This window comes from Paraburkholderia sp. D1E, assembly GCF_052682275.1.
The window spans coordinates 9,292,901-9,315,334 of the sequence record NZ_JBQYMB010000001.1; the positions used below are offsets into that span (position 1 = coordinate 9,292,901).

Consider the following 22,434-nt stretch of genomic DNA (forward strand, 5'->3'; position numbering starts at 1 on the left):
CCGTCCTGACCTAGGGGACGCCATGTCACTCGAACCCTTCATCGATTCGAAACCGTTCACTTTCGGTGTCGAACTCGAAATGCAGATCGTCAATACGCACGACTATGATCTGACCAAAGCCGGCTCGGATCTGATGCGTCTTATCAAGGATGAAAAAATCCCCGGCAACATTACGCCGGAAATCACCGAAAGCATGATCGAGTTGTCGACCGGTATCTGCACGACACATGAACAGGCTGTCACCGATTTGCGCAAGATCCGCGACACGCTGGTTTCCGCTGCCGACCACCTGAATGTCGGCTTGTGCGGTGGCGGCACGCACGCGTTCCAGCAATGGAGCGAACGGCAGATCGTCGATACGCCACGCTTTCAATATCTTTCCGAGTTGTACGGCTACCTCGCCAAGCAATTCACGGTGTTCGGCCAGCACGTGCACATTGGCTGTCCGAATCCGAACAGCGCGCTGTATCTGCTGCATTCAATGTCGCGCTTCATTCCGCATTTCATCGCCTTGTCCGCTTCATCGCCGTTCGTGCAGGGCGTCGATACCGGTTTTCATTCTGCACGACTGAATTCCGTGTTCGCATTTCCGCTGTCGGGCCGTGCGCCTTTTGTGTTGACGTGGGACAGCTTCGAAGAATATTTCTCGAAAATGGTTCACACAGGCGTGGTCAACAGCATGAAGGATTTTTACTGGGACATCCGGCCGAAGCCGGGTTTCGGCACGATCGAAGTACGCGTGATGGATACGCCGATGTCGGTGGATCGGGCCGCGGCGATCGCCTGCTACATCCAGACGCTTGCACGGCATCTTTTGCTCGATAAGCCGATCACGCCGAAAGAAGACGATTACCTCGTCTACACGTTCAACCGTTTCGAGGCATGCCGGTTCGGTCTGGCCGGCAACTGTATCAATCCGCAAACGAGCGAACGCAAGACGATTTCCGAAGATATCCTCGAAACGCTGGATCTGATTGCGCCGCACGCCGAAGCATTGGGTTCGGGCAACGCACTCGCCGAAATCGGTGCGATTGCGCGCGGTCAGGTCAATGATGCGACGTGGTTGCGTGGCGTCTTCGAGCGGGAAAAGTCCTTGCACGAAGCCGTAAGGCAGCAGTGTCTGCAGTGGCGAGCCTAGCCAGGTACAGGATTGCTTACCTCAAACCGTAAGGAAGACCCGCTTCGTGCGGGTTTTTTTTCGTAAATAATTTCCAGCTCGGGAGGCTTTAGGTTTTTCTAAAGTTTACGTATACAAACGTAGTAGTAGTTAACAAGCATTGCATCTGCCTGTGGACAACTGAATAATTCCCTGCAAAGTCAAAGTTCTACGTAAACTATAACTAGACTGGTCAGAGGTGCATTGGTACCGGGAAACGAGGACAACTTCTGTAAGACGGGGGCGGTCGGATTGCTTATCAAGAATCGACACACATGCCATCCCCTGTGTTTTCCCATGGTTATCCACAGGTTGCGTTGGATAACTTAGCTGTACGATTCGCCGCTCTCGCATAGAATGTCGTTTTAGCCGCTTTGGCTTGCAAGGCGGTAAATTTTTGAGATAGTAGATTCCGTCTCGTCTGCTTTTGGGCGAGGCTACCCCACACAGGCTACGGGCGTGTTCGGCAGCGTTTGCCGGCATCGCACGCAAGCTTTAATAAACCAAACGAAGATTATGAGCGAAGGCGTATACGGAGAACAGGCATCCGGGCGAGTGACCCACAGCCTATTGCGATTGAGCACGGCCATGCGGAGCCAGGCTTGGGAATGGGCGGAAGGCGCAGGCCTGACGCCGACCCAGGGCGAAATTCTCGTCTTGCTGATGCAGCGCAAAGGCCCGATGCGGCTCGGCGAAATTGCCCGTGAAACGGCTCTGACCGCCGCGACCACCAGCGATGCCGTGAGCACGCTCGAGACCAAGGGTCTGGTCGAAAAACGCCGTGCCCTTGACGACGGCCGTGCCCTCGCCGTCCGTCTGACGGCGCGTGGCCGAACCGCCGCGAAGCGCGCTGCGCAATGGCCGGACTTCCTGGCTAAAGCGGTTGGCACGCTGCGCGACGAAGAGCAGGCGCTGTTCTATCGCACGTTGCTCAAGACCATCCACCAGCTGGAAGCGCAAGGCACGATTCCGCCGCACCGCATGTGCCTGAGCTGTACGCACTTCGAGCCGAGCAAGAATCCGAAGAAGACGCCGCATCACTGCGGGCTGCTCGACATGAAGATGTCGGACACGGATTTGCGTCTCGATTGCTCGGTGTACGAAGCGGCTGATGTCGCCACCCAAAAGAAGACCTGGAAGATCTTCGCCCAATAAGGCGGCTTCTCCAGGGACAATCCGCTACACTGCCATGCCGTGTTCCGGCGGGCGGCGATTGCCGTCTGCTGGCCGGTTCGCGCCGCGTAGCGGCAAGTCTTTAGTCAACCTGAAGGTGGGACAGGCTGATGAATCACGAAGTTCTGGCCATTCGCCATGTGCACTTCGAGGATCTGGGCAGTCTTGAACTGGAGCTTGGCGAACGGGGTCGCCCGGTGCGTTATCTCGATGTCGGCTTTGCCCGGATCGAAGCGCCGGACCCGGTTGCCGCATCGCTCATGGTCGTACTCGGCGGCCCGATCAGTGCAACCGACGACGCGCTTTACCCGACGCTCGTTCCGTTGCTGTCAATGATCGAAAAGCGTATCGCTGCTGGTTTGCCGACGCTCGGCATCTGTCTCGGCGCGCAATTGATCGCGCGTGCGCTCGGTGCTCGGGTTTATCCCTCAGGCCATACCGAACTCGGCTGGACACCGCTTACGCTCACCGATGCGGGCCGTGCTTCGCCAGTGCGCCATCTGGACGGCGCGCACACGTCGATGCTGCATTGGCATGGCGACACCTTTGATCTGCCCGACAATGCCACACGTCTCGCCTCGACCGCTGCGTGCGAAAACCAGGCGTTTGCCTGGGGCGATCATGTGCTGGGTCTGCAATGTCATCCGGAGATTCGCGCTGACCGTTTCGAACCCTGGCTGATTGGCAACGCTGGTGAGATTGCCAGCCACGGTATCGATGCGCGCCGGTTGCGGGCCGAGACCGCGCAGTTCGGCCCGGTGCTGGAAGCCGCCGCGCGCCGGATGTTCGGCGAGTGGCTCGCTCAGATCGAGCCGAAACCTTGATCTGAGCGCGCCTGCAGACAATCACCCGCGGTGCTATGCTCGTTCGCTCTCGGGTTTTTACTGGGCGTAATCCATGAGCGCGCTTTTTTCCCCGCTCACGCTGCGTAGCGTGACGCTTCCCAACCGTATCGTCGTGTCCCCGATGTGCCAGTACTCCGCCGAACGTGGCGAGGCTACAGCGTGGCACATGATCCATCTCGGCAGTCTCGCGTTATCCGGCGCCGGCATGTTGTGCATCGAGGCGACCTCTGTCGAACCGGATGGCCGCATCACGCCGGGCGATCTCGGACTGTGGGATGACGCCACCGAAGCGGCACTCGAGCCGGTCCTGGCCGCGATTCGCAAGCATTCGCACATTCGTGTGGCGATGCAGTTGTCACATGCAGGGCGCAAGGCGTCGAGTCAGGCACCTTGGGAAGGCGGTCAACTAATTCCAGTTTCGCAAGGCGGCTGGCTGCCGCATGCGCCGTCGGCGTTGCCGCATAAAGGGGGTGAAGAGCCGCCTTTGGCTCTCGATACACCCGCACTGAACCGGATTCGCGAAGCGTTCGCGGCTTCCGCGCGTCGCGCCGCGCGCCTCGGTATCGATGCACTGGAAGTGCACGCCGCGCACGGTTATCTGCTGCACCAGTTCCTGTCGCCGATTGCCAATCAACGCAGCGACGACTACGGCGGTTCGCTCGAAAACCGCATGCGCTTTCCGCTCGAAATCTTCGACATCGTGCGCGCGGCGTTTCCCGCCGACAAGCCGGTTGGCGTGCGCGTTTCGGCGACCGACTGGGTCGAAGGAGGCTGGACGCTCGAGGACACGATCACGTTCGCACAGGAGTTGAAAAAGCGCGGCTGCGACTGGATCGACGTGTCGTCCGGCGGTGTCTCGCCGTTGCAGAGGATTCCGCTTGAGCCGGGCTACCAGATCCCGTTCGCGAGGGCCGTCAAACAGGCAACCGGCTTGGTTACCATCGGCGTGGGCCTGATTACCGATCCGCTGCATGCCGAACAACTCATCGAAGCGGGAGATGCCGATCTGATCGCGCTGGCCCGCGCGCTGCTGTACAACCCGCGTTGGCCGTGGCATGCAGCGGCGCAACTCGGCGCGACGGTCGAAGCGCCGCCGCAGTACTGGCGTTCACAACCGCGCGAGCAAAAGGCCCTGTTCGGCGAGATTTCGTTCGGACAACGGTGAACTTGGCAGTGGGCCCTGTGCGCGCACGTCTTTTTGACGGTTGAACGAAGCCGTCTTGAGCGTGTAGGATGCCGGATGTGGCGCATGAGCGTCGCAAGTCGACGCGGCGCTCGCAAGGCGCCGCGTTTGCTATCCGCGTCAGAAAAAGCAGCGCGTTACGTGCGGGCATTTCTGGCGGCTGACGGATCTTCACCCCCAGTTCTTCACAAGGATTCATTCAATGAGTTCACGCAGGATCGCCGTGCGCCGTTCGGGTGTGCACGGCAAAGGCGTGTTTGCCATCGAGCCGATTGCGGCCGGCGAGCGGCTGATCGAATACAAGGGTGAGCGGATCTCCTGGAAAGAAGCGTTGCGTCGTCATCCGCATAATCCGGACGAACCGAATCACACGTTCTATTTCGCGCTCGACAGCGGCAAGGTGATCGACGGCAAAGTGGATGGCAACAGCGCGCGCTGGATCAACCATTCATGCGCGCCGAACTGCGAAGCCGAAGAGATCGACGGCCATGTGTACGTGCACGCGCTGCGCGATATCGCCGAGGGTGAGGAAGTCTTTTACGACTATGGCCTCGTCATCGACGAGCGCCAGACCAAGAAGCTCAAGAAGGAATACGAATGCCGTTGCGGCGCGCGCAAGTGCCGCGGCACGATGCTGGCTCCGCCGGAGAAAGAGAAGGGCGCTTCCAGGTCCGACAAGACGGTAAAGAAGGCGAAAAAGCCAAAGAAGAAATGAAACAGGCTGCCTGAGTTGAACGTAAGCGAACTCAAGGCAGCCCGTGGCAGTGCATTAACCCACCACAGAGTCACATATCGATCGGCGCCGAGTGCGCCGATTTTTTTGCCGGGCGCAGCACCTCGGGATCGACGTCATACTGAACGCTGCTCGGCACAAGCGGAATACGCACGATGAAGCGCGCACCGCCTTCCGGCGCATCTTCATAATGCACGCTGCCGTGATGCAGCACCATGATGTCGTGAACGATCGCAAGACCAAGACCGGCGCCGCTATCCACACCGGCGTCGCTCTGACCGTCCCCGCGGAAGAACCGTTTGAACAGATCGGCTTGCTGCGTTGGCGGCACGCCCGGCCCATTGTCTTCGACGATGATTTCGGCCATGCGCAGATCGTCGATCACGGTTTGCGACACCGTCACGGTGATGCGACCGCCATCGAGGCGTGATGGCGGCACGTACTTGAGCGCGTTATCCAGCAGATTGGCGATCACTTCGTGCAGCAGCACCGGATTGCCGCGTGCCATCAGCGGGTGATCGTTGGCGGGGTCGTCGAGGCGTTGGAAGCCGAGGTCGACGTGGAAAGTCAACGCGCGCGGCACCCATTCCGCCCCCGTATCGAAAGCGAGTGCAGCCATATCCACGTTGACGAAACGTGCTGCCTGTTCGCCCGGCTCCGCGCGCGCAAGCGAAAGCAACTGGTTAGACAGCCGCACAGCACGATCGGCGGCTGCGCGCAGTTCACGGACCGCGGCAAGGGTCTGCTGCGGGTCACGCGCGACCGCTGCCTGTTCCGCATGCAGTTTGACGGCGGTGAGCGGGGTGCGCAGCTGATGCGCGGCGTCAGCGATAAATTTGCGCTGGCCGTCGAGGGCGGTTTTCAGGCGACCGAGCAGCGCGTTCAGCGCGCCGGTGAGTGGCCGGATTTCAACCGGCACATAGGTTTCGTCCACCGGTTCGAGCGACGTGTGGGTTTGCCGGTTCAGCGAGTCCGCGAGATCGGTCAGCGGATTGAGCTGCTGGTTGACCACGCGCCACACGATCACCCAGCCCGCAAGCAGCAGCAGCAGCAGCGGCATCATGATAGCCACCAGAAACTCGGCGGCGATACGAAAACGGTGATGTACCGGCTGACCCACTTCGACGACGATCGGATTACCGGTCGGCTGATCGACGCGCACCTGTGCCACGCGTACCGTCACACCTTCGTGTTGCGCTTCGAAGACGTACGCATAGTGCATACGCCGTACGCTGGTGCCTTGCAGCGGCAGGTTGTGGTCGCCGGCGATTTCGGTTTCGCCATTGCTGATTCGATAGACGAGGTGCTCGACTGGATCGGAGAACATGGCCTGCGCGAGCGGCGGCACCGTGAGGCGCGCATTCGGCCCCGCAATCTGGATCTGTTTGGAGATCGCGGTGGCGAGATCGGCGAGCGACCGGTCGACCACGTGCTGCGTGTACTGCCAAGCCAGCCAGTAAGCGATCAGGCCGCTCATGAGTGCGAGCAGCGAAAGGGGGGCAGCGAGGCGCCGCAGCAGCGTGCGGCGCAGACTATTGGCGGCCGGCTGGGGCATGATCGAACGCACGGGAAAAAGGCAACGGCATAAAGCACCGTAGTGCCGTGAAAATTCGCCGGATGCCGGCGAATTGCGCACCGAGTGCGCGGCGCCGGCCCGGCGCTGTCAGGCCGCAATACAGATTGCGGCCCTTGCGACGATTATGCGGCCTGGCGGATTTCCTGCAACAGGTAACCGAAGCCGCGCACCGTGACGATTTCGACACGGCAGTTTTCGAGCTTTTTGCGCACCCGGTGCACATAGACTTCGATCGCGGTATCGCCGAGATCGCCGCCGAAGTGCGTCAGATGGTCTTGCAGCTGGGCCTTGCTGACTACGCGGCCGTGGCGCAACAGCAGCATTTCGAGCACCGCGAATTCGCGCGGCGACAGTTCGAGCGGCTTGTCGTCGTTGAAAATGCGGCGATCGACGCCCGACAGACGCACACCACCCAGCGACACTTCCGGACGCGGCATATCGCCGTGCGGGCCGCTGCGGCGCATCACGGCGCGGATGCGCGCTTCGAGTTCGGTGGGTTCGAACGGCTTCAGCATGTAGTCGTCCGCGCCCGAATTCAGGCCTTGCACACGGTCGTTCAACTCGTCGCGCGCGGTGAGGATGATCACCGGCGTATGACGATTGCTCTGACGGAAGCGCGCAAGCAGCGTCATGCCGTCGATACCGGGCAGGCCCAGATCGAGGATCACCAGCTCATGGCGGTTTTGGGTAAGGGCCTGTTCGGCGAAAATGCCGTCATGGACCATGTCGACGGTAAAGCCGGCTTGTTCGAGACTGCTTTGGATGCCGCGTGCGATGGGGCGGTCATCTTCGATCAGAAGGAGTCGCATGGATTTCGCTCAAGTACAATGGTTTTAGGCGTTTGGGCAAGCGGTTCGCCGGGGCGCCTGCTGCACAGGTAACGTGCGGCGTGGCCGTGCCGAACTGGCACGAAGCGGCCACGGAGCAGCTATCGAGCAGCCATGAAGTAGCCATAAAGCGGCCACCGAGCGATCACGAAGTCATGTCCGAGATAACGATTCACGAACTGGAAGCCGCGATCAACTTCTGGCGCGCCCGCTCACCTTCAAGCGGCGACGAACTCGTTCTGTGCAAGGAGGCAAGCGCGCTCTCCAAGCCGTATGCGCTGATGATTGTACAGCGTCAGCACACGCTATCACCGGATCGTTTAGACGGGATTGCCAGGCAAGCGTGGGATTCTTACGTGCGCCTTAATAATAGCCTGTAGAACTGAAGGTTTGAGCGCCAGATTGCCTGCAATGCCCTTTCATTACCACCAGATTGTTCGATGCAGCGTGCTTCGAGGCACCTGATCGCCTGTATTAAGCAGTAATACTGTCGATAAATTGGGCCAATTTGATGTCCCGTTCAGTCAAGCCATTGGCCTCGTGTGTTGACAGTGTGATTTCCACCTTGCTATACACGTTGAACCATTCCGGGTGGTGGTCCATCTCCTGCGCCTTGATCGCCACGCGTGTCATGAAGCCAAATGCTTCGTTGAAGTCGGCGAACGTGAAGTGGCGCTGGATTGCGTCGCGTCCCGCTAAGGCTTGCCAGCCGTTCAGTTCCGCAATCTGCGTAGCGCGTTCTTCGGAAGTCAGTTTATGAATCATGGTGCTACCTCGTTAATCTGAACAGGCGCGCCAGTGGGCGTGCGCACCCGCTATTTTTTCACGGATGCCGTCAGCCTGCAGCCGCCCTGCTCAGTTCAGGCTGTGTTTCAGATGTCGCCGTCGGTTTGCCAGCTTTCCTGCGAGCCGCGCGTGATGACGTGATCGTGCTCGAGCACGTTGCCAGCCGCGAATGCCGGTTCTGCAGCCAGCTTCGCGAGCAGCGGCGCGAAATCGGTTTGCGCGACGCCGAACAATTGCGCGAAGTCGTCGATCACGAAGTAGGTTTTCTGGAACGTATCGATGCGGTAGCGCGTGCGCATCACGCGCTCGAGGTCGAAGCCAAGCCGGTTCGGCGCCGCGCTTTGCTGACTGTAGAGCGTCTCGCCTTTGCTCGACACAATGCCCGCGCCGTAGATCTTCACGCCGTTCGGACTCGCCGCGTCGCGGATCAGGCCGAACTCGACTGTGTACCAATAGAGCCGCGCGAGCAGCGGCAGGGCGCCGGCATCATTGGCGGCGAGCGCGGCGCGGCCGTACGCGTGCATATAGTCTGCGAATACGGGATTGATCAGCAACGGCACGTGGCCGAACAGATCGTGAAAACAGTCCGGCTCCTGCAGATAATCGAGCTGGTCCGGCCGGCGCATCCACCATGTCACCGGAAAGCGTCGATTCGCCAGATGCTCGAAGAACACCTGATCGGGCACGAGTCCGGGCACGGCGACGATTTGCCAGCCCGTCGCGGGCGTCAGCTTTGCGTTGATTTCGTCGAAGGCGGGCACGCGATCGAGCGGCATGCCGATACGGTCGACGCCTGCCAGAAACTCATTGCACACGCGGCCCTTGAGCAACGCGGTCTGGCGTGCATAAAGTTGTTGCCATGCAGCGTGGTCGATTGCGCCATATCGCGCGGTCGGCTGGTCGATCGTGAAATCGGCGCGGGTTTCGAGGCCGGCGTCGAATTGCTCCTTGAGTTTGGCGGTGTTGGCTGTGGACATGTTGATGCGCGCTCTGCGGTGACTGCGGTTGAAACGGTGATGCAAGTGTAGAGCGGCAGGCGTGCGGAAAGGGCGCAATGATGGCGTCACGATGCATCAATATGCAATAATCGTGCATCAATAACGGGTTTAATGCGGATATCGATCATGTTAGAACTCGATCACTTCGATCTCGCGCTGCTGGACGTTCTTCAGCGCTTCGGCCGGGCCACGCATCAGCAATTGGCTGAGCAGGTGCCGCTGTCACCGTCGCAGATTGGGCGGCGTTTACAGCGCTTAGAGCAGGTCGGTGTGGTGGACGGTTATCGCGTCGTGCTGCGGCCGGAAAAACTCGGGCTTGGCGTGACGGCTTTTACCAGTCTGAAGTTGAAGCATCACGGCGATTCGATCATCGAGCAATTCCAGCAACAGATCGAGGTGCTATCGGAAGTACTGGAATGCCACGCGGTGGTCGGTGACGCCGATTATCTGCTGCGCATCGTCGCGCCCGATCTGAATTATCTCTCGACGTTCGTGATGAAAAAGTTGATGCGTGTACCGGGCGTCGACAGCGTGCGCTCCAATATCGTGTTGACCACGTTCAAGCGCAATGGCCCGTTGCCGCTCGGCCATCTGTCGCCGGGGGCGGCCGCCGCTTGATGCGGCGCCTTCCTTGCCTTTCAGGTTTTCAGGGTTTTTAGGGTCGCTGTTCCCGGATTGATGTCGCCGCGACCCATGATGCTTAAGTTTTACGCAGCTTGCTTCGGCTCGCTGTCCGGGCTCAGCAAATCCACGTAAGCCACCGCTACCAGATCCGATTCCGGCACGCCGAGGGTCGCGAACATCGCGTGTGCTTCGGCGTGGCCGCTCTCTTCGTCGTCGTCCTGAGCCAGTACGACTTCGAGCTCGACGAAGTCGCCGAGACCATCGACCCGATCCAGATGAATCCGCGTACGGCCCGTCAGATAGACGTGACGTTCCTTCGTGACGATGCCACGTGTGGTCAGCGCCGTGGCGAGCAGCGCGTGCATGGCTTCAGGGTTGGTCACCGGGCTGCGCGTGTAATACGACGCTTTTGGGCCGTCGCGGTCGTCGCGCTGATAGAAGATCAGTTCGGCCGGTGTGCCGTCATCGAACTGGCGCAGCTTCAGGCGGCCACGCGGCACGTCGTAGAAAAAGTCCTGCTGGCGAAAGATCAGTGGGGCGTCTGGTGCGAGCTTCGCGGCGCGTTCGCGCAGTTGCTCGAAATGCTGGGCGCGGGCTTTGATTTCAATATTGCGTGCCATGTCAGGCTCCTGTCGAAGGATGGCGTGGTCGGCAGCTTCCGGTGTTGCCGGGGCGAAGCTGCCGGGAAGAACAAAGTCAGACGGAACAAAAAAACGACGCGGGGCCGGCGCGTGAGCGCGAACCCCCAATCTAACAAAAAGCGCGTGACGGTGTCGTTTCAGATAACGAGGCCGACGAGGATGGCTTGCCAATGTGACTTGCGAGATCGGCTAGCGCTGACCACCCACGCACGGCGATCGGCAACGGCGACCAGCAGGGACCGCTAGGGATGCCACCCTAAAGAGGCAGTCAGCGACGTATCCATCGGCCGGGCCGGGCCGTACCGCTACGCGGCTGTCATGAGCGTGGCTCATATCGCTCCCGTTTTGCTCGCAGGCACGCGTTGATTCTCGCTCTCAAGTCGCCCATTGCTGCTCGATCAGCTTCAATGCGGCGGCGATCGCCGGTTCGTCCTTGCGTTCCGCCAGCGTGATAAAGCTGAGCTGGGTCGGCACGGTGACGCCTTCGACGATGGTCAACGCGTGCGCATGGGCTTCGGCGATCGCAGTGGCGTCGCGCGCGAGCGTTAGACCGACGCCTGACTTGACCAGATCGAGCATTGACGGCTCCTGATCCACTTCAGCCACCTTAACCGGTTTTGCGCCGGCTTCACCAAAGCAGCGCGTCAACAATCTATTGTGCGCGGACGCGGGTGGCGTCCAGATCCACGGCAGTGCGGCGAGCGAGCGCCAGTCGCGCGCGCCTTTCACACGATCTTTCCAGCCCGCCGGGGCCAGCACGCGGTACTGGAAATGCGTGAGCGTGACGGCGTGAAAGGCAGCGCCGTCGCGGGTATCGTCATCGGATGGAAGGCCGATGTAGTAGCCCACATCCAGTTCGCCCGCGCGAACCTGCTCCAGCACCCAGCCCGACATGCCGTGGCGCAAGGCCGTTTCGATGTGCGGCCAGGTTTCCACCAGTTGCTTGAGAAAGCCGCCGAGGCGCAGAAAGGCTGGGTCGAGAATCGTGCCGATCCGCAATCGGCCGCGCACTTCGTGGCGCAGCGACGCCGCCGCGCGTTGCATGTCGCTCGCGGCGCCCAGCGCACGTTCGGCATAGGGCAGCAGGGCCTGGCCGTCGCGTGTCAGCGAAAGCCCATGCGAGGTCCGCGTGAACAGCGTCACGCCGAGCGTCTCCTGCAAATGCTTGATTTGCAGGCTGACGGCAGGTTGGGTCAGGTGAAGCTGCACCGCGGCACGCGTGAGGTTGCCCTCGCGTGCGACGGTGACGAACGCCCGTAGCAGAGTCAGATCCATATCCTGATATTAGCCCGGCTTATAGCGCAGTTGAGCATTACTCATTGGATTTGTCACCTCGAAGCGCCGTACGCTTGCGTTCATCACGCCGGTTGTGATGGGCGGAAGACATTCATAGGAAGAGGACAGGAAGATGAGCGAGACATATCAGGACGAGACCGTCCGGAGCGAGACGGGTGCACGCGTGCTGACCCATTTCATCAACGGCAAGACTATCGACGGCACGAGCGGCCGTTTTGGCGACGTCTTCAATCCCGCGCTGGGCAGCGTGAGTGCGCGCGTGCCGCTGGCGAGCGTCGCTGAAGTAGACGCGGCGGTCGCTGCCGCCAATGCCGCGTTTCCTGCATGGAGCGAAACCGCGCCGATCAAGCGGGCGCGCGTGCTGTTCAAGTTCAAGGAGTTGCTCGACCGTCACCATGACGAACTGGCGGAGTTGATTACCCGCGAGCACGGCAAGGTGTTTTCGGATGCGAAGGGCGAGGTGATGCGTGGCATCGAGATCGTCGAATTCGCGTGCGGCATTCCAAATCTGCTGAAGACCGATTTCACCGACCAGATTGGCGGCGGCATCGACAATTGGAATCTGCGTCAGCCGCTGGGCGTGGTCGCCGGCATTACGCCGTTCAATTTCCCGATGATGGTGCCGTGCTGGATGTTTCCGGTGGCGATCGCATGCGGCAACACGTTTGTGCTGAAGCCGTCGGAGCGTGATCCGTCTGCTTCGATTCGATTGGCTGAACTGTTCAAAGAGGCGGGTTTGCCGGATGGCGTGTTCAACGTCGTGCATGGCGACAAGGTGGCGGTCGATGCATTGCTCGTGCATCCTGAGGTGAGCGCATTGTCGTTTGTCGGTTCGACGCCGATTGCCGAGTACATCTATACGGAGGGCACGAAGCACGGCAAGCGCGTGCAGGCTTTGGGCGGTGCGAAGAATCATCTCGTGGTGATGCCGGACGCGGATCTCGATCAGGCTGTCGACGCACTGATCGGCGCGGCGTATGGTTCGGCGGGCGAGCGTTGCATGGCGATTTCGGTGGCTGTTGCCGTCGGGCATATCGCCGATGAACTGATCGAGCGACTGACGCCGCGAGTAAAGAGCCTGAAGATTCTGAACGGCATGGAGCCGGAAGCCGAGATGGGGCCGTTGGTGACAGCGGTGCATCGCGAGAAAGTGACTGGTTATATTGATGCCGGTGTTGCCGCTGGTGCGAAGCTGGTAGTGGATGGGCGTGGCCATGAGGTGGCGGGACATGAGAAGGGGTTCTTTCTCGGCGGCACGTTGTTCGATGATGTCTCGACCGATATGAAGATTTACCGTGAAGAGATTTTTGGTCCGGTGCTGTGTGTTGTACGGGTGCCGGATTTTGCTTCTGCTGTTGAGTTGATTAACGCTAACGAGTTTGCTAACGGGGTGTCGTTGTTTACCTCCGACGGCGGGGTGGCTCGCGCTTTTGCGCGGCGGATCGAGATTGGGATGGTTGGCATTAACGTGCCGATTCCTGTGCCGATGGCGTGGCATTCTTTTGGTGGATGGAAGCGGTCTCTTTTTGGTGATCACCATGCCTATGGGGAGGAGGGTGTGCGGTTCTACACGCGGTATAAGAGCATTATGCAGAGGTGGCCCGATAGCATCGGGAAGGGGGCTGAGTTCACTATGCCCGTGGCTAAATAGGTTTGTTGTTTTGCCTGCGGCGGTGGTTTTTTCTTGATCTGGCTTCGGTGGCCTGCCCTTGATTTGGTTGCCTTGCGCGGCACTTATTGTTGTATGCCATATGCCTATGGCGTTGGCCTTTCCTTGAATTGATATTGGTCTATTAGCGTTCGCCCCTGTGCGGGGCGGCACTTACTTTCTTTGCCGCCGCAAAGAAAGATAAGCAAAGAAAGCGGCTCACCCCGTCAGCTTATAAGTGGGTCCCCCGCGCAGTTGCGGTAGTGGTGCATCTGGAATCCGGGCTCTCGCACATTCGGCCGTGATGACAAAGCGCTCTTCAGCTCCCACTCCGCACTGCGTGCGTCGCGGATGGGTCTGCCAGGGAAACCCGGGACTTCGTTGAAGTACGGGGGAGCCATCGGCTTCGCCTCGGCGACGACGGTGTTGCATGGGAAACCGAGGGGGCGTTAAGTGGCGGTAGGGGCCATGGTTTTGCCTCGGCGGAGCATCGAGTGGAGCGCGAGTGTGGAACACAGCAATCGGTTTTATGAGCTGCGCTTCGGCGCGCGCAGCGCCGCCGGAAGAATGACGGCCTTGTCACTCACGCCGAATGTGCGAGGGCACGAATTCCAGATGCACCACTACCGCAACTGCGCGGGGGACCCGCTTATAAGCTGACGGTGTGAGCCGCTTTCTTTGCTTATCTTTCTTTGCGGCGGCAAAGAAAGTAAGTGCCGCCCCGCACAGGGGCAAACGCTAATAGATCACTAACAAAACAAGGAAAGGCCAACGCCGCAGGCATACAGAAACGAGCACCCGGCAGGCAGACAGATCAAGAAAAGGCCAACGCTGCAGGCGTACAGACCGACCAAACGCCGAGCAGGCAAAAAAGCTTAGGAGACTAAACAAATGAGCAACATCGAAAAATCGCCACCGGCAATCCGCCGCCTGGAGGGCGAATTCGACTACATCATAGTAGGCGCCGGCACGGCAGGTTGCGTACTGGCCAACCGCCTATCAGAAGACCCAGAAATACAAGTCCTACTGTTAGAAGCCGGCGGCAAAGACGACTATCATTGGATCCACGTGCCGGTAGGCTACCTCTACTGCATCGGCAATCCCCGCACGGATTGGCTCTACAAAACCCAATCGGAACCGGGCCTGAACGGCCGTTCCCTCTCATACCCACGAGGCAGAGTATTGGGCGGCAGCTCATCTATCAACGGCATGATCTACATGCGCGGCCAGCGCGAGGACTACGACGAATGGGCCCGCGTCACCAACGACAGTTCCTGGTCCTGGAACTCGGTCCTCCCCATCTTCAAACGCAGCGAAGACCACCACGCCGGCGCGTCCGAATCGCATGGAGCAGGCGGCCCATGGCGCGTTGAAAAGCAACGTCTGAAATGGAAGATCCTCGAAGAGTTTTCACACGCTGCGCAACAAGCCGGCATACCCGCCACCGACGACTTCAATCGCGGCGACAACACCGGCGTCGGTTACTTCGACGTCAATCAGAAACGCGGTATCCGTTGGAATGCGTCGAAAGCTTTCTTGCGTCCGGCGCTCAGGCGCCCGAATCTCACTGTCATCACCGGTGCGCACACCCAGCGCGTCGTGTTCGAAGGACGCCGCTGCGCCGGTGTCGAATATCGTGGCGACAACACCGACTTCATCGCCAAAGCCCGCTGTGAAGTAATCCTCAGTTCTGGTGCAGTCAACTCGCCGCAATTGCTCGAACTTTCCGGCATCGGCAATGGCGCACGTCTGCAGAATCTCGGCATCGAGGTCGTGAAGGATCTGCGTGGCGTCGGTGAAAATCTGCAGGACCATCTGCAATTGCGGATGGCGTATAAAGTCGACGGCGTACGCACGCTCAATACCGCCTCCGCGCATTGGTGGGGCAAGCTGATGATTGGCATGCAGTACGCGCTCTTTCAAAGCGGTCCCATGTCGATGTCGCCATCGCAACTCGGCGCATTCGCCAAATCCGATCCGGACGATCGCTCGCTCACGCGCCCCGACCTCGAGTACCACGTGCAGCCGCTGTCGCTCGATCGCTTCGGTGAACCGTTGCATCGCTTCAATGCGTTCACCGCGTCGGTGTGCCAGTTGCGGCCGACCTCGCGCGGCAGCATTCACATTGAATCAGCCGATGCTTCAGCACCGCCGTTGATTGCGCCGAATTATCTGTCCACCGATTACGACCGGCACGTCGCCGCCAACGCATTGCGTCTCACGCGCCGCATTGCCGCGGCACCTGCGCTCGCGCCCTATCGGCCGCAAGAGATTCTGCCTGGTATCCAGTACCAGACCGAAGAAGAACTTCAGCAGGCCGCGGGCGCGGTCGGCACCACGATCTTTCATCCGGTCGGCACCTGCCGTATGGGCACCTCCGACGATCCTGGCGCGGTAGTCGACAACCGCCTGCGAGTTATCGGTGTTGACGGTTTGCGTGTGGTCGATGCGTCGGTCATGCCATTCATTACCTCGGGCAACACCAATTCGCCGACGCTAATGATTGCCGAGCGCGCCAGCGACATGATCCGCGAAGACCGTCGCGCACGCGTGGCCGGCAGCGTTGCGGTTCAGTCAAGCGCTGCGCCGTCCATGTCCGCTATGTGACACGCAGTGTGACAACGGGAGCCGAGTCGCGCGGGGCGTGCCTCGGACTTCCTCCGGCATGCTTCGAGCAAGGTCGAAGCACCCTTCGAGTATTCCCCGGGGCCGTCCCGAGCAAGGGCCAAGACCCACTCGAACACCCCTCCAGCCTGCCTGGGTCCGCCTCAAGCAGTCGTCATCCACTAAGTGCAAATCCCGATGAATGCGCTGCATCATTGGCGCGACAATGGCAGCCATGCTGCGTGCCGCCCCATGGATTACCGTCCGGATTGGTGCAGCACGCCAACGAGCGGCACGGGGTGCCCTCGTCGTAAAAAGTCGCGCAGCCGTTCGCGCGGAAGATCGTAATGCTTCGCCTTACTCCGTATGGAAGGGAACATGATTCTCGGCGATACGATTCTCGAAACGCGCGGTCTCACCCGCGAGTTCAAAGGCTTTATCGCCGTGAACGGGGTGAACCTGCGCGTGCGCCGTGGCTCGATCCATGCGCTGATCGGCCCTAATGGGGCAGGCAAGACCACCTGCTTTAACCTGCTCACCAAATTTCTCGAACCGACAGCGGGCCAGATCGTCTTCAATGGAATCGACATCACCAATGAGCGCCCGGCGCAAATCGCCCGCCGCGGCATCATCCGGTCGTTTCAGATATCGGCGGTATTTCCGCATCTGACCGCATTACAAAACGTGCGTATTGGCTTGCAGCGCGTGCTCGGCACGGCATTTCATTTCTGGAAGAGCGAACGCACGCTGCGCCAACTCGACGACCGGGCGATGGACTTGCTCACCCAGGTCGGACTGACCGATTTCGCCGACGTGCTCACGGTAGAACTGTCCTACGGCCGCAAGCGCGCGCTGGAAATCGCCACCACGCTTGCGATGGAGCCCGAGTTGATGCTGCTCGACGAGCCGACGCAAGGCATGGGCCATGAAGACGTCGATCGTGTCACCGCACTGATCAAGAAAGTATCGAGCGGCCGCACGATCCTGATGGTCGAGCACAACATGAACGTGATCGCCGGTATCTCCGACACCATCACCGTGCTGCAACGGGGTGAAGTGCTCGCCGAAGGGAGCTACGCCGAGGTGTCGAAGAACCCGCTCGTGATGCAAGCCTATATGGGCAGCGCAGACGCGGCGCTCGCTGGAGCCCACGCATGAATACGATTGCGGAGCGCGAAAGCCTCGAAGTGAGTGGCACGGCCGGTGGCGCACCCGCGCTGGAGATTGCAGGTTTGCAGGCCTGGTATGGGGAGTCCCATATCCTGCATGGTGTCGATCTGACGGTGAACCGCGGTGAAGTCGTGACGCTGCTCGGCCGCAACGGCGCAGGCCGTACCACGACGCTGCGCGCGATCATGGGCCTGACCGGTCGCCGCACCGGTTCGATCCGTATCGGCGGACGCGAAACCATCAATCTGCCCACGCATCGCATCGCCCATTGCGGCATCGGTTATTGCCCGGAAGAGCGCGGCATTTTTTCGAGCCTCTCGTGTGAGGAAAATCTGCTGTTGCCGCCGCCCGTCGGCGACAAGGCGCACATGATGTCGGTCGAAGAAATCTATTCGATGTTTCCGAATCTGCAGGAACGCCGCATGAGCCAGGGTACGCGGCTCTCGGGCGGCGAGCAGCAGATGCTGGCGGTCGCGCGCATTCTGCGCACGGGGGCGAGTTTGCTGCTGCTCGACGAAATCTCGGAAGGTCTCGCGCCGGTGATCGTGCAGGCGCTCGCCCGCATGATCATGACGCTCAAGGCGCGCGGCTACACGGTTGTGATGGTCGAACAGAATTTCCGCTTTGCCGCGCCACTCGCCGATCGCTTCTACGTGATGGAGCACGGTGCGATCGTGGAGCACTTCGGGGCCGCTGAGCTCGAAACCAAGATGCCAGTACTGCACGACCTACTGGGCGTATAAAAAGCGTCCGATTGCCTCTGATAACCACAAGCGAAGAAACCAGGAGACAGGAATGAAAAAGAACCCACTCGCGCGGCTTGCCACACTGTGTTTCGCGGTTGCCGCCGGCGCCGCGTTGACGATGAGCAGCGCGCAAGCGGCTGACGATGCGGTGAAGATCGGCTTCATCACCGATCTGTCGGGTCTGTACGCGGACATCGACGGCCAGGGTGGCCTCGAAGCGATCCGCATGGCAATTGCCGATTTCGGCGGCAAGGTCAACGGCAAGCCGATTACGCTGGTCTACGCGGATCACCAGAACAAGGCGGATATTGCCTCCTCGCGGGCGCGTGAATGGTTCGACCGTGACGGCGTCGATATGCTGATCGGCGGCACGAATTCGGCGACCGGTCTGGCGATGAACACGGTGGCGGGCGAGAAGCACAAGGTCTACATCAACGTCGGCGCCGGCGCCGACACGCTCACCAACGAGCAATGCACGCCGTACACGATTCACTACGCGTATGACACGACAGCGCTCGCCAACGGCACGGGTTCGGCGGTGACCAAACAGGGCGGCAAGACGTGGTACTTCCTGACGGCTGACTACGCTTTCGGCAAGGCGCTGGAAAAAGCGACTTCAGACGTCGTGAAAGCGAATGGCGGTCAGGTGCTGGGCGCCGTGCGGGCGCCGCTGTCGGCCTCGGATTTCTCGTCGTTCCTGTTGCAGGCTCAGGCCTCGAAGGCGCAGATTCTCGGCCTCGCGAATGCCGGCGGCGATACGGTCAACTCGATCAAAGCCGCGAAGGAATTCGGTCTGACCAAGACGATGAAGCTGGCTGCGCTCCTGATGTTCATCGACGATGTGCACAGTCTGGGTCTGGAAACGACACAAGGTCTCGTGTTGACGGACAGCTGGTACTGGAACAAGGACGCCGCCACGCGCAAGTGGGCACAGCGCTACTTCGACAAGATGAAGAAGATGCCGTCGAGCCTGCAGGCGGCTGACTACTCGGCGACCATGACCTATCTGAACGCGGTTAAAGCGGTCGGCTCGACCGACACCGACAAGGTGATGGCGCAACTACGGAAAACGAAGATCGACGACTTCTATGCGAAGGGCTACATCCGTCAGGACGGCAGCATGGTCCACGACATGTACCTGATGCAGGTGAAGACGCCGGCCGAATCCAAAGAGCCGTGGGACTACTACAAGATCATGGCGACGATCCCGGGCGAACAGGCATTCACGACCAAGGCACAGACGCGCTGCGCGTTGTGGAAATAAGCGCAGTGATAACCAGCAAACCGTCTATGTTCCCGTCTTGACGGGTAATTCGGGGCGGATTGTTGGTACACAGCCTGGCGGCAAATCGTTTCATATGCCGCGAGCGATCGGTGAATGGCTCGTCGATCGCTCGCCGGCTGGATCGTGCTTAACCGATCTTACCTGGGCGTTGGCTTAAGGGATTAAGGCTTCAATGGAAATCTTTGGCGTTCCGCTACCGGCAATGCTGAGCCAGCTGTTGCTGGGGCTCGTGAACGGCTCGTTCTACGCGATTCTGAGCCTGGGTCTGGCCGTGATCTTCGGCCTGCTCAACGTGATCAATTTCGCGCATGGCGCGTTGTTCATGCTTGGCGCGATGCTCGCGTGGATGGGCCTGTCGTATTTCGGTCTGCCGTACTGGGTGATGCTGGTGCTCGCGCCGCTGATCGTCGGCGTGTTCGGCATGGTGATCGAACGCTCGATGCTGCGCTGGCTGTACAAGCTCGATCACCTCTATGGGCTGCTGCTCACCTTTGGACTCACGCTGGTTGTCGAAGGGGTGTTCCGTTCGGTCTACGGTTCTTCCGGCCAGCCGTACGACGTGCCGTCGGCACTCTCCGGCGCGACCGATCTCGGCTTCATGTACTTGCCGAACTATCGCGCGTGGGTGGTGGTAGCGTCGCTCGTGGTCTGCTTCGCGACGTGGTTCGTGATCGAGAAGACGCGCCTCGGCGCTTACCTGCGCGCGGGCACCGAAAATCCGAAGCTGGTCGAGGCGTTTGGTGTCAACGTGCCGTTGATGATCACGCTCACGTACGGCTTCGGCGTCGCACTGGCAGCGTTCGCCGGCGTGCTTGCCGCGCCTGTGATTCAGGTCTCGCCGTTGATGGGCCAGCCGATGATCATCACTGTGTTCGCGGTGGTCGTGATCGGCGGCATGGGTTCGATCATGGGCTCCATTCTTACCGGCCTGATGCTAGGTGTAATCGAAGGGCTGACGCGCGTGTTTTACCCGGAAGCGTCGGCGACCGTCGTCTTCGTGATCATGGCGCTCGTGTTGCTGGTGCGCCCGGCGGGTCTCTTCGGCAAGGAAAAATGATGCAGAGAAAAATGCTCTATGGTCTGCTGCTGATCGCGCTTCTCGCGGTGCCCGTGCTCGGCATCTATCCGCTATTCGTCATGAAGGTGCTGTGTTTTGCGTTGTTCGCCGCGGCCTTCAATTTGCTGATCGGCTACACCGGTTTGCTTTCGTTCGGTCACGCGATGTTTCTCGCTTCAGCCGGTTACGTCACCGGCTACGCGATGCAGACGCTCGGTTTCTCTCCGGAACTCGGCGTACTGGCCGGCACCGCTGCGGCGACGGTACTCGGGTTGGTGGTCGGCCTGTTTGCGATCCGCCGGCAGGGCATCTACTTCGCGATGGTGACACTGGCGCTCGCGCAAATGGTCTACTTCGTATTTTTGCAGGCGCCGTTCACGCACGGTGAGGACGGCTTGCAAGGCGTACCGCGCGGCAGGCTGTTCGGCTTGCTGGATCTGTCGTCGGACGTGACGCTGTACTTTGTCGTGCTGGCCGTGATGGTGCTGGCATTCCTGCTGATCGTGCGGATCGTGCATTCGCCGTTTGGGCAGGTGCTGGTGGCGATCAAGGAGAACGAGCCGCGCGCCGTGTCGCTTGGTTATGACACCGATCGCTTCAAGCTGCTGGCTTTTATTCTGTCCGCAGGGATCGCCGGTCTGGCGGGCTCGCTCAAGGTGCTGGTGCAAGGCTTCGAGACGCTGAGTGACGCCTACTGGACCATGTCGGGCCTCGTGATCCTGATGACGCTCGTTGGCGGCATGGGCACGCTGTTCGGGCCGCTGCTCGGCGCGGCGCTGATCGTCGCGCTCGAAGACCGGCTCGGCGATATCGGCACGGCGCTGGCTGCATCGACGGGGGTCGAATGGTTCCGGTCGCTAGGTGAATCGGTAACCATCGTCACGGGCCTGATTTTCATTGCCTGTGTGCTGGCGTTCAGACGCGGCATCGTCGGTGAGATCGTCGCACGCGTGCGGCCATTGCGAGCCTGAAACGGCACCGGATTTTAAATTGCTTTGGCATCCGATATAATTCGGCAGCCTTGAAGTCGGCTGGGCGGGTCCTTTATTGTGCGCAGTTGACCCCCGCGACCCAAGCTGCACCAAACGTGCCCCAAATTTGTGCCGCAGTGCACCACTAGGGTAATTGCTAGTTGTAGTCACCCAGGTGCTCGTTTAATCTTCATGCAGTTCTGATGCACCACGAATTTTGCAGGTGGAGAACGAGGAGACAATGAGGCACTCAGTGCCCAGACGAAAGCGCTGTTGGATTGATATCCAGCAGCGCTTTTTATTTGTGCTTTTCGTAATTCGCCATTCAAATCTTCCGCTAATTCGGTGACCCTTTTTTATTCATCGAATCACTCCCGATTTCACTCGTTGCCACCCTGCAAATTGCTTGCAGCGCGGGGCTTTTGTCCGCTAAACTTGCCATTCACCGACCGCTTGGTCGGCGAATAAAATCTGCGCATTTGAATTCAAATGAATAACGGGGTAGATAGGGGAGCGGGATGACGTCGGCATTGCGTTGGATCAGCGCGGCATGGGTCGCCACCGGAGTATCCGCAATATGGAGCGGCCATGCATTCGCTGACGTGAAAATCGGCGTCACGATGTCGGCAACGGGGCCTGCTTCCCACGGCATCTTCAACATGAGCACGAACGATCACGCCGGCCTCGACCAGCGTGGCGCGTGCGATGGTGGCGATCGTCGGCGGCAAGTGGCAGCTGTCCGGCGACTGAGCGCAGACGAAGCGATACGGAATCCCATTAAACAAGGCGCGTGCAGTTGACGCGTCTTTTTTATTGCCCGCGTCTGATGAATCGCGGTGCGTGAAGCGCGTTGGACGAGTGAAGGGCGGGCGGTCAAAGTACCGACAAAGCGGACTGTTTCAGGACAAACCCGTATTCGGGCGACAGTCTATTGACCATGGATGATGCAGAACGCAATACTACTAACATATTAGTGTTTAACGTATAAGAAATCGCAGCAGTGGTTCGCAGCAGGGAGTAGCACCAGAACGGAGAAGGCATTGGCGCTAAGCAGGGAAAACCATGCTTGGCATGCCTGAACCCTATAACTAGATTCAGACACCCGGCCCGTGAGC

The 22,434-nt window shown here is 60.0% G+C and carries 20 protein-coding genes and 1 pseudogene; 15 read left to right on the forward strand and 6 right to left on the reverse strand.

The genetic code is table 11. The features are described 5' to 3' along the window. Positions 1-22 precede the first annotated feature (22 nt). The 5 genes from ACUN0E_RS41715 (at position 23) to ACUN0E_RS41735 (ending at position 5,072) form a co-directional block, all read left to right on the forward strand. Positions 23-1,138 carry a YbdK family carboxylate-amine ligase gene (locus ACUN0E_RS41715; RefSeq protein WP_445570223.1) on the forward strand — a complete coding sequence of 372 codons (1,116 nt, stop codon included), beginning with the start codon at positions 23-25 and terminating at the stop codon, positions 1,136-1,138. 534 nt (positions 1,139-1,672) lie between these two features. Further along, on the forward strand, positions 1,673-2,311 hold the full coding sequence (locus ACUN0E_RS41720) for a MarR family winged helix-turn-helix transcriptional regulator (RefSeq protein ID WP_408239199.1): 639 nt from the start codon (positions 1,673-1,675) through the stop codon (positions 2,309-2,311). Positions 2,312-2,439: 128 nt separating this feature from the next. After that, positions 2,440-3,153 carry a glutamine amidotransferase gene (locus ACUN0E_RS41725; protein ID WP_445570224.1) on the forward strand — a complete coding sequence of 238 codons (714 nt, stop codon included), beginning with the start codon at positions 2,440-2,442 and terminating at the stop codon, positions 3,151-3,153. Between the two features lie 73 nt (positions 3,154-3,226). After that, on the forward strand, positions 3,227-4,339 hold the full coding sequence (locus ACUN0E_RS41730) for an NADH:flavin oxidoreductase/NADH oxidase (RefSeq protein WP_445570225.1): 1,113 nt from the start codon (positions 3,227-3,229) through the stop codon (positions 4,337-4,339). A gap of 220 nt (positions 4,340-4,559) precedes the next feature. After that, entirely contained in the window at positions 4,560-5,072 is a 513-nt protein-coding gene (locus tag ACUN0E_RS41735) for an SET domain-containing protein (RefSeq protein WP_445570226.1), read from the forward strand. 70 nt (positions 5,073-5,142) lie between these two features. On the opposite strand, the gene ACUN0E_RS41740 is transcribed toward ACUN0E_RS41735, so the two are convergent. Continuing rightward, entirely contained in the window at positions 5,143-6,645 is a 1,503-nt protein-coding gene (locus ACUN0E_RS41740; protein WP_445570227.1) for a sensor histidine kinase N-terminal domain-containing protein, read from the reverse strand. 143 nt (positions 6,646-6,788) lie between these two features. Continuing rightward, complete coding sequence (locus ACUN0E_RS41745) at positions 6,789-7,475, reverse strand: response regulator transcription factor (protein ID WP_028197606.1); 687 nt, start codon at positions 7,473-7,475, stop codon at positions 6,789-6,791. A 173-nt stretch (positions 7,476-7,648) separates the two neighbouring features. Between ACUN0E_RS41745 and ACUN0E_RS41750 the strand changes: the two genes are divergently transcribed. After that, the gene (locus ACUN0E_RS41750) at positions 7,649-7,873 is read left to right on the forward strand and encodes a DUF3717 domain-containing protein (RefSeq protein ID WP_408239286.1); all 225 of its coding nucleotides are present in this window, start codon (positions 7,649-7,651) and stop codon (positions 7,871-7,873) included. A 94-nt stretch (positions 7,874-7,967) separates the two neighbouring features. Here ACUN0E_RS41750 and ACUN0E_RS41755 read toward each other — a convergent pair whose 3' ends face one another. Then, the gene (locus ACUN0E_RS41755; RefSeq protein ID WP_445570228.1) at positions 7,968-8,258 is read right to left on the reverse strand and encodes a 4a-hydroxytetrahydrobiopterin dehydratase; all 291 of its coding nucleotides are present in this window, start codon (positions 8,256-8,258) and stop codon (positions 7,968-7,970) included. A gap of 107 nt (positions 8,259-8,365) precedes the next feature. Further along, positions 8,366-9,256, reverse strand: a complete 891-nt coding sequence (phhA, locus tag ACUN0E_RS41760; RefSeq protein ID WP_445570229.1) for a phenylalanine 4-monooxygenase — start codon at positions 9,254-9,256, stop codon at positions 8,366-8,368. Between the two features lie 147 nt (positions 9,257-9,403). On the opposite strand from phhA, the gene ACUN0E_RS41765 reads away from it, so the two are divergent. Continuing rightward, positions 9,404-9,895: an Lrp/AsnC family transcriptional regulator gene (locus ACUN0E_RS41765; protein WP_408239220.1), complete on the forward strand. Its 492-nt coding sequence runs from the start codon at positions 9,404-9,406 to the stop codon at positions 9,893-9,895. An 89-nt stretch (positions 9,896-9,984) separates the two neighbouring features. Here the strand turns inward: ACUN0E_RS41765 and ACUN0E_RS41770 are convergent, their stop codons facing one another. Together ACUN0E_RS41770 and ACUN0E_RS41775 are read right to left on the reverse strand one after the other, a co-directional pair. Continuing rightward, on the reverse strand, positions 9,985-10,521 hold the full coding sequence (locus ACUN0E_RS41770; RefSeq protein ID WP_120302736.1) for a class IV adenylate cyclase: 537 nt from the start codon (positions 10,519-10,521) through the stop codon (positions 9,985-9,987). Positions 10,522-10,917: 396 nt separating this feature from the next. Further along, a complete protein-coding gene (locus tag ACUN0E_RS41775) occupies positions 10,918-11,817 on the reverse strand; it encodes a LysR family transcriptional regulator (RefSeq protein ID WP_445570230.1) in 900 nt (299 codons plus the stop codon). Between the two features lie 133 nt (positions 11,818-11,950). Here ACUN0E_RS41775 and ACUN0E_RS41780 point away from each other — a divergent pair, with 133 nt between their 5' ends. The 8 genes and pseudogenes from ACUN0E_RS41780 to ACUN0E_RS41815 all read left to right on the forward strand — a co-directional run. Continuing rightward, entirely contained in the window at positions 11,951-13,489 is a 1,539-nt protein-coding gene (locus tag ACUN0E_RS41780; RefSeq protein WP_445570231.1) for a CoA-acylating methylmalonate-semialdehyde dehydrogenase, read from the forward strand. Between the two features lie 888 nt (positions 13,490-14,377). Beyond that, positions 14,378-16,093 (forward strand): GMC family oxidoreductase, encoded by a 1,716-nt coding sequence (locus ACUN0E_RS41785; protein WP_445570232.1) that lies wholly within the window; start codon positions 14,378-14,380, stop codon positions 16,091-16,093. Positions 16,094-16,468: 375 nt separating this feature from the next. Further along, positions 16,469-17,248: an ABC transporter ATP-binding protein gene (locus ACUN0E_RS41790; RefSeq protein WP_097390772.1), complete on the forward strand. Its 780-nt coding sequence runs from the start codon at positions 16,469-16,471 to the stop codon at positions 17,246-17,248. Next, on the forward strand, positions 17,245-18,003 hold the full coding sequence (locus ACUN0E_RS41795) for an ABC transporter ATP-binding protein (protein ID WP_445570233.1): 759 nt from the start codon (positions 17,245-17,247) through the stop codon (positions 18,001-18,003). The genes ACUN0E_RS41790 and ACUN0E_RS41795 overlap by 4 nt, the downstream gene beginning before the upstream one ends. Positions 18,004-18,055: 52 nt before the next feature. Further along, the gene (locus ACUN0E_RS41800) at positions 18,056-19,270 is read left to right on the forward strand and encodes an ABC transporter substrate-binding protein (RefSeq protein ID WP_445570234.1); all 1,215 of its coding nucleotides are present in this window, start codon (positions 18,056-18,058) and stop codon (positions 19,268-19,270) included. Positions 19,271-19,463: 193 nt separating this feature from the next. Next, positions 19,464-20,348: a branched-chain amino acid ABC transporter permease gene (locus ACUN0E_RS41805; RefSeq protein WP_408393308.1), complete on the forward strand. Its 885-nt coding sequence runs from the start codon at positions 19,464-19,466 to the stop codon at positions 20,346-20,348. Continuing rightward, positions 20,348-21,319 (forward strand): branched-chain amino acid ABC transporter permease, encoded by a 972-nt coding sequence (locus tag ACUN0E_RS41810; protein WP_408239289.1) that lies wholly within the window; start codon positions 20,348-20,350, stop codon positions 21,317-21,319. The genes ACUN0E_RS41805 and ACUN0E_RS41810 overlap by 1 nt, the downstream gene beginning before the upstream one ends. A gap of 518 nt (positions 21,320-21,837) precedes the next feature. Next, positions 21,838-21,973, forward strand: a pseudogene (locus ACUN0E_RS41815) (ABC transporter substrate-binding protein); the annotation flags it as partial. Positions 21,974-22,434: the final 461 nt, after the last annotated feature.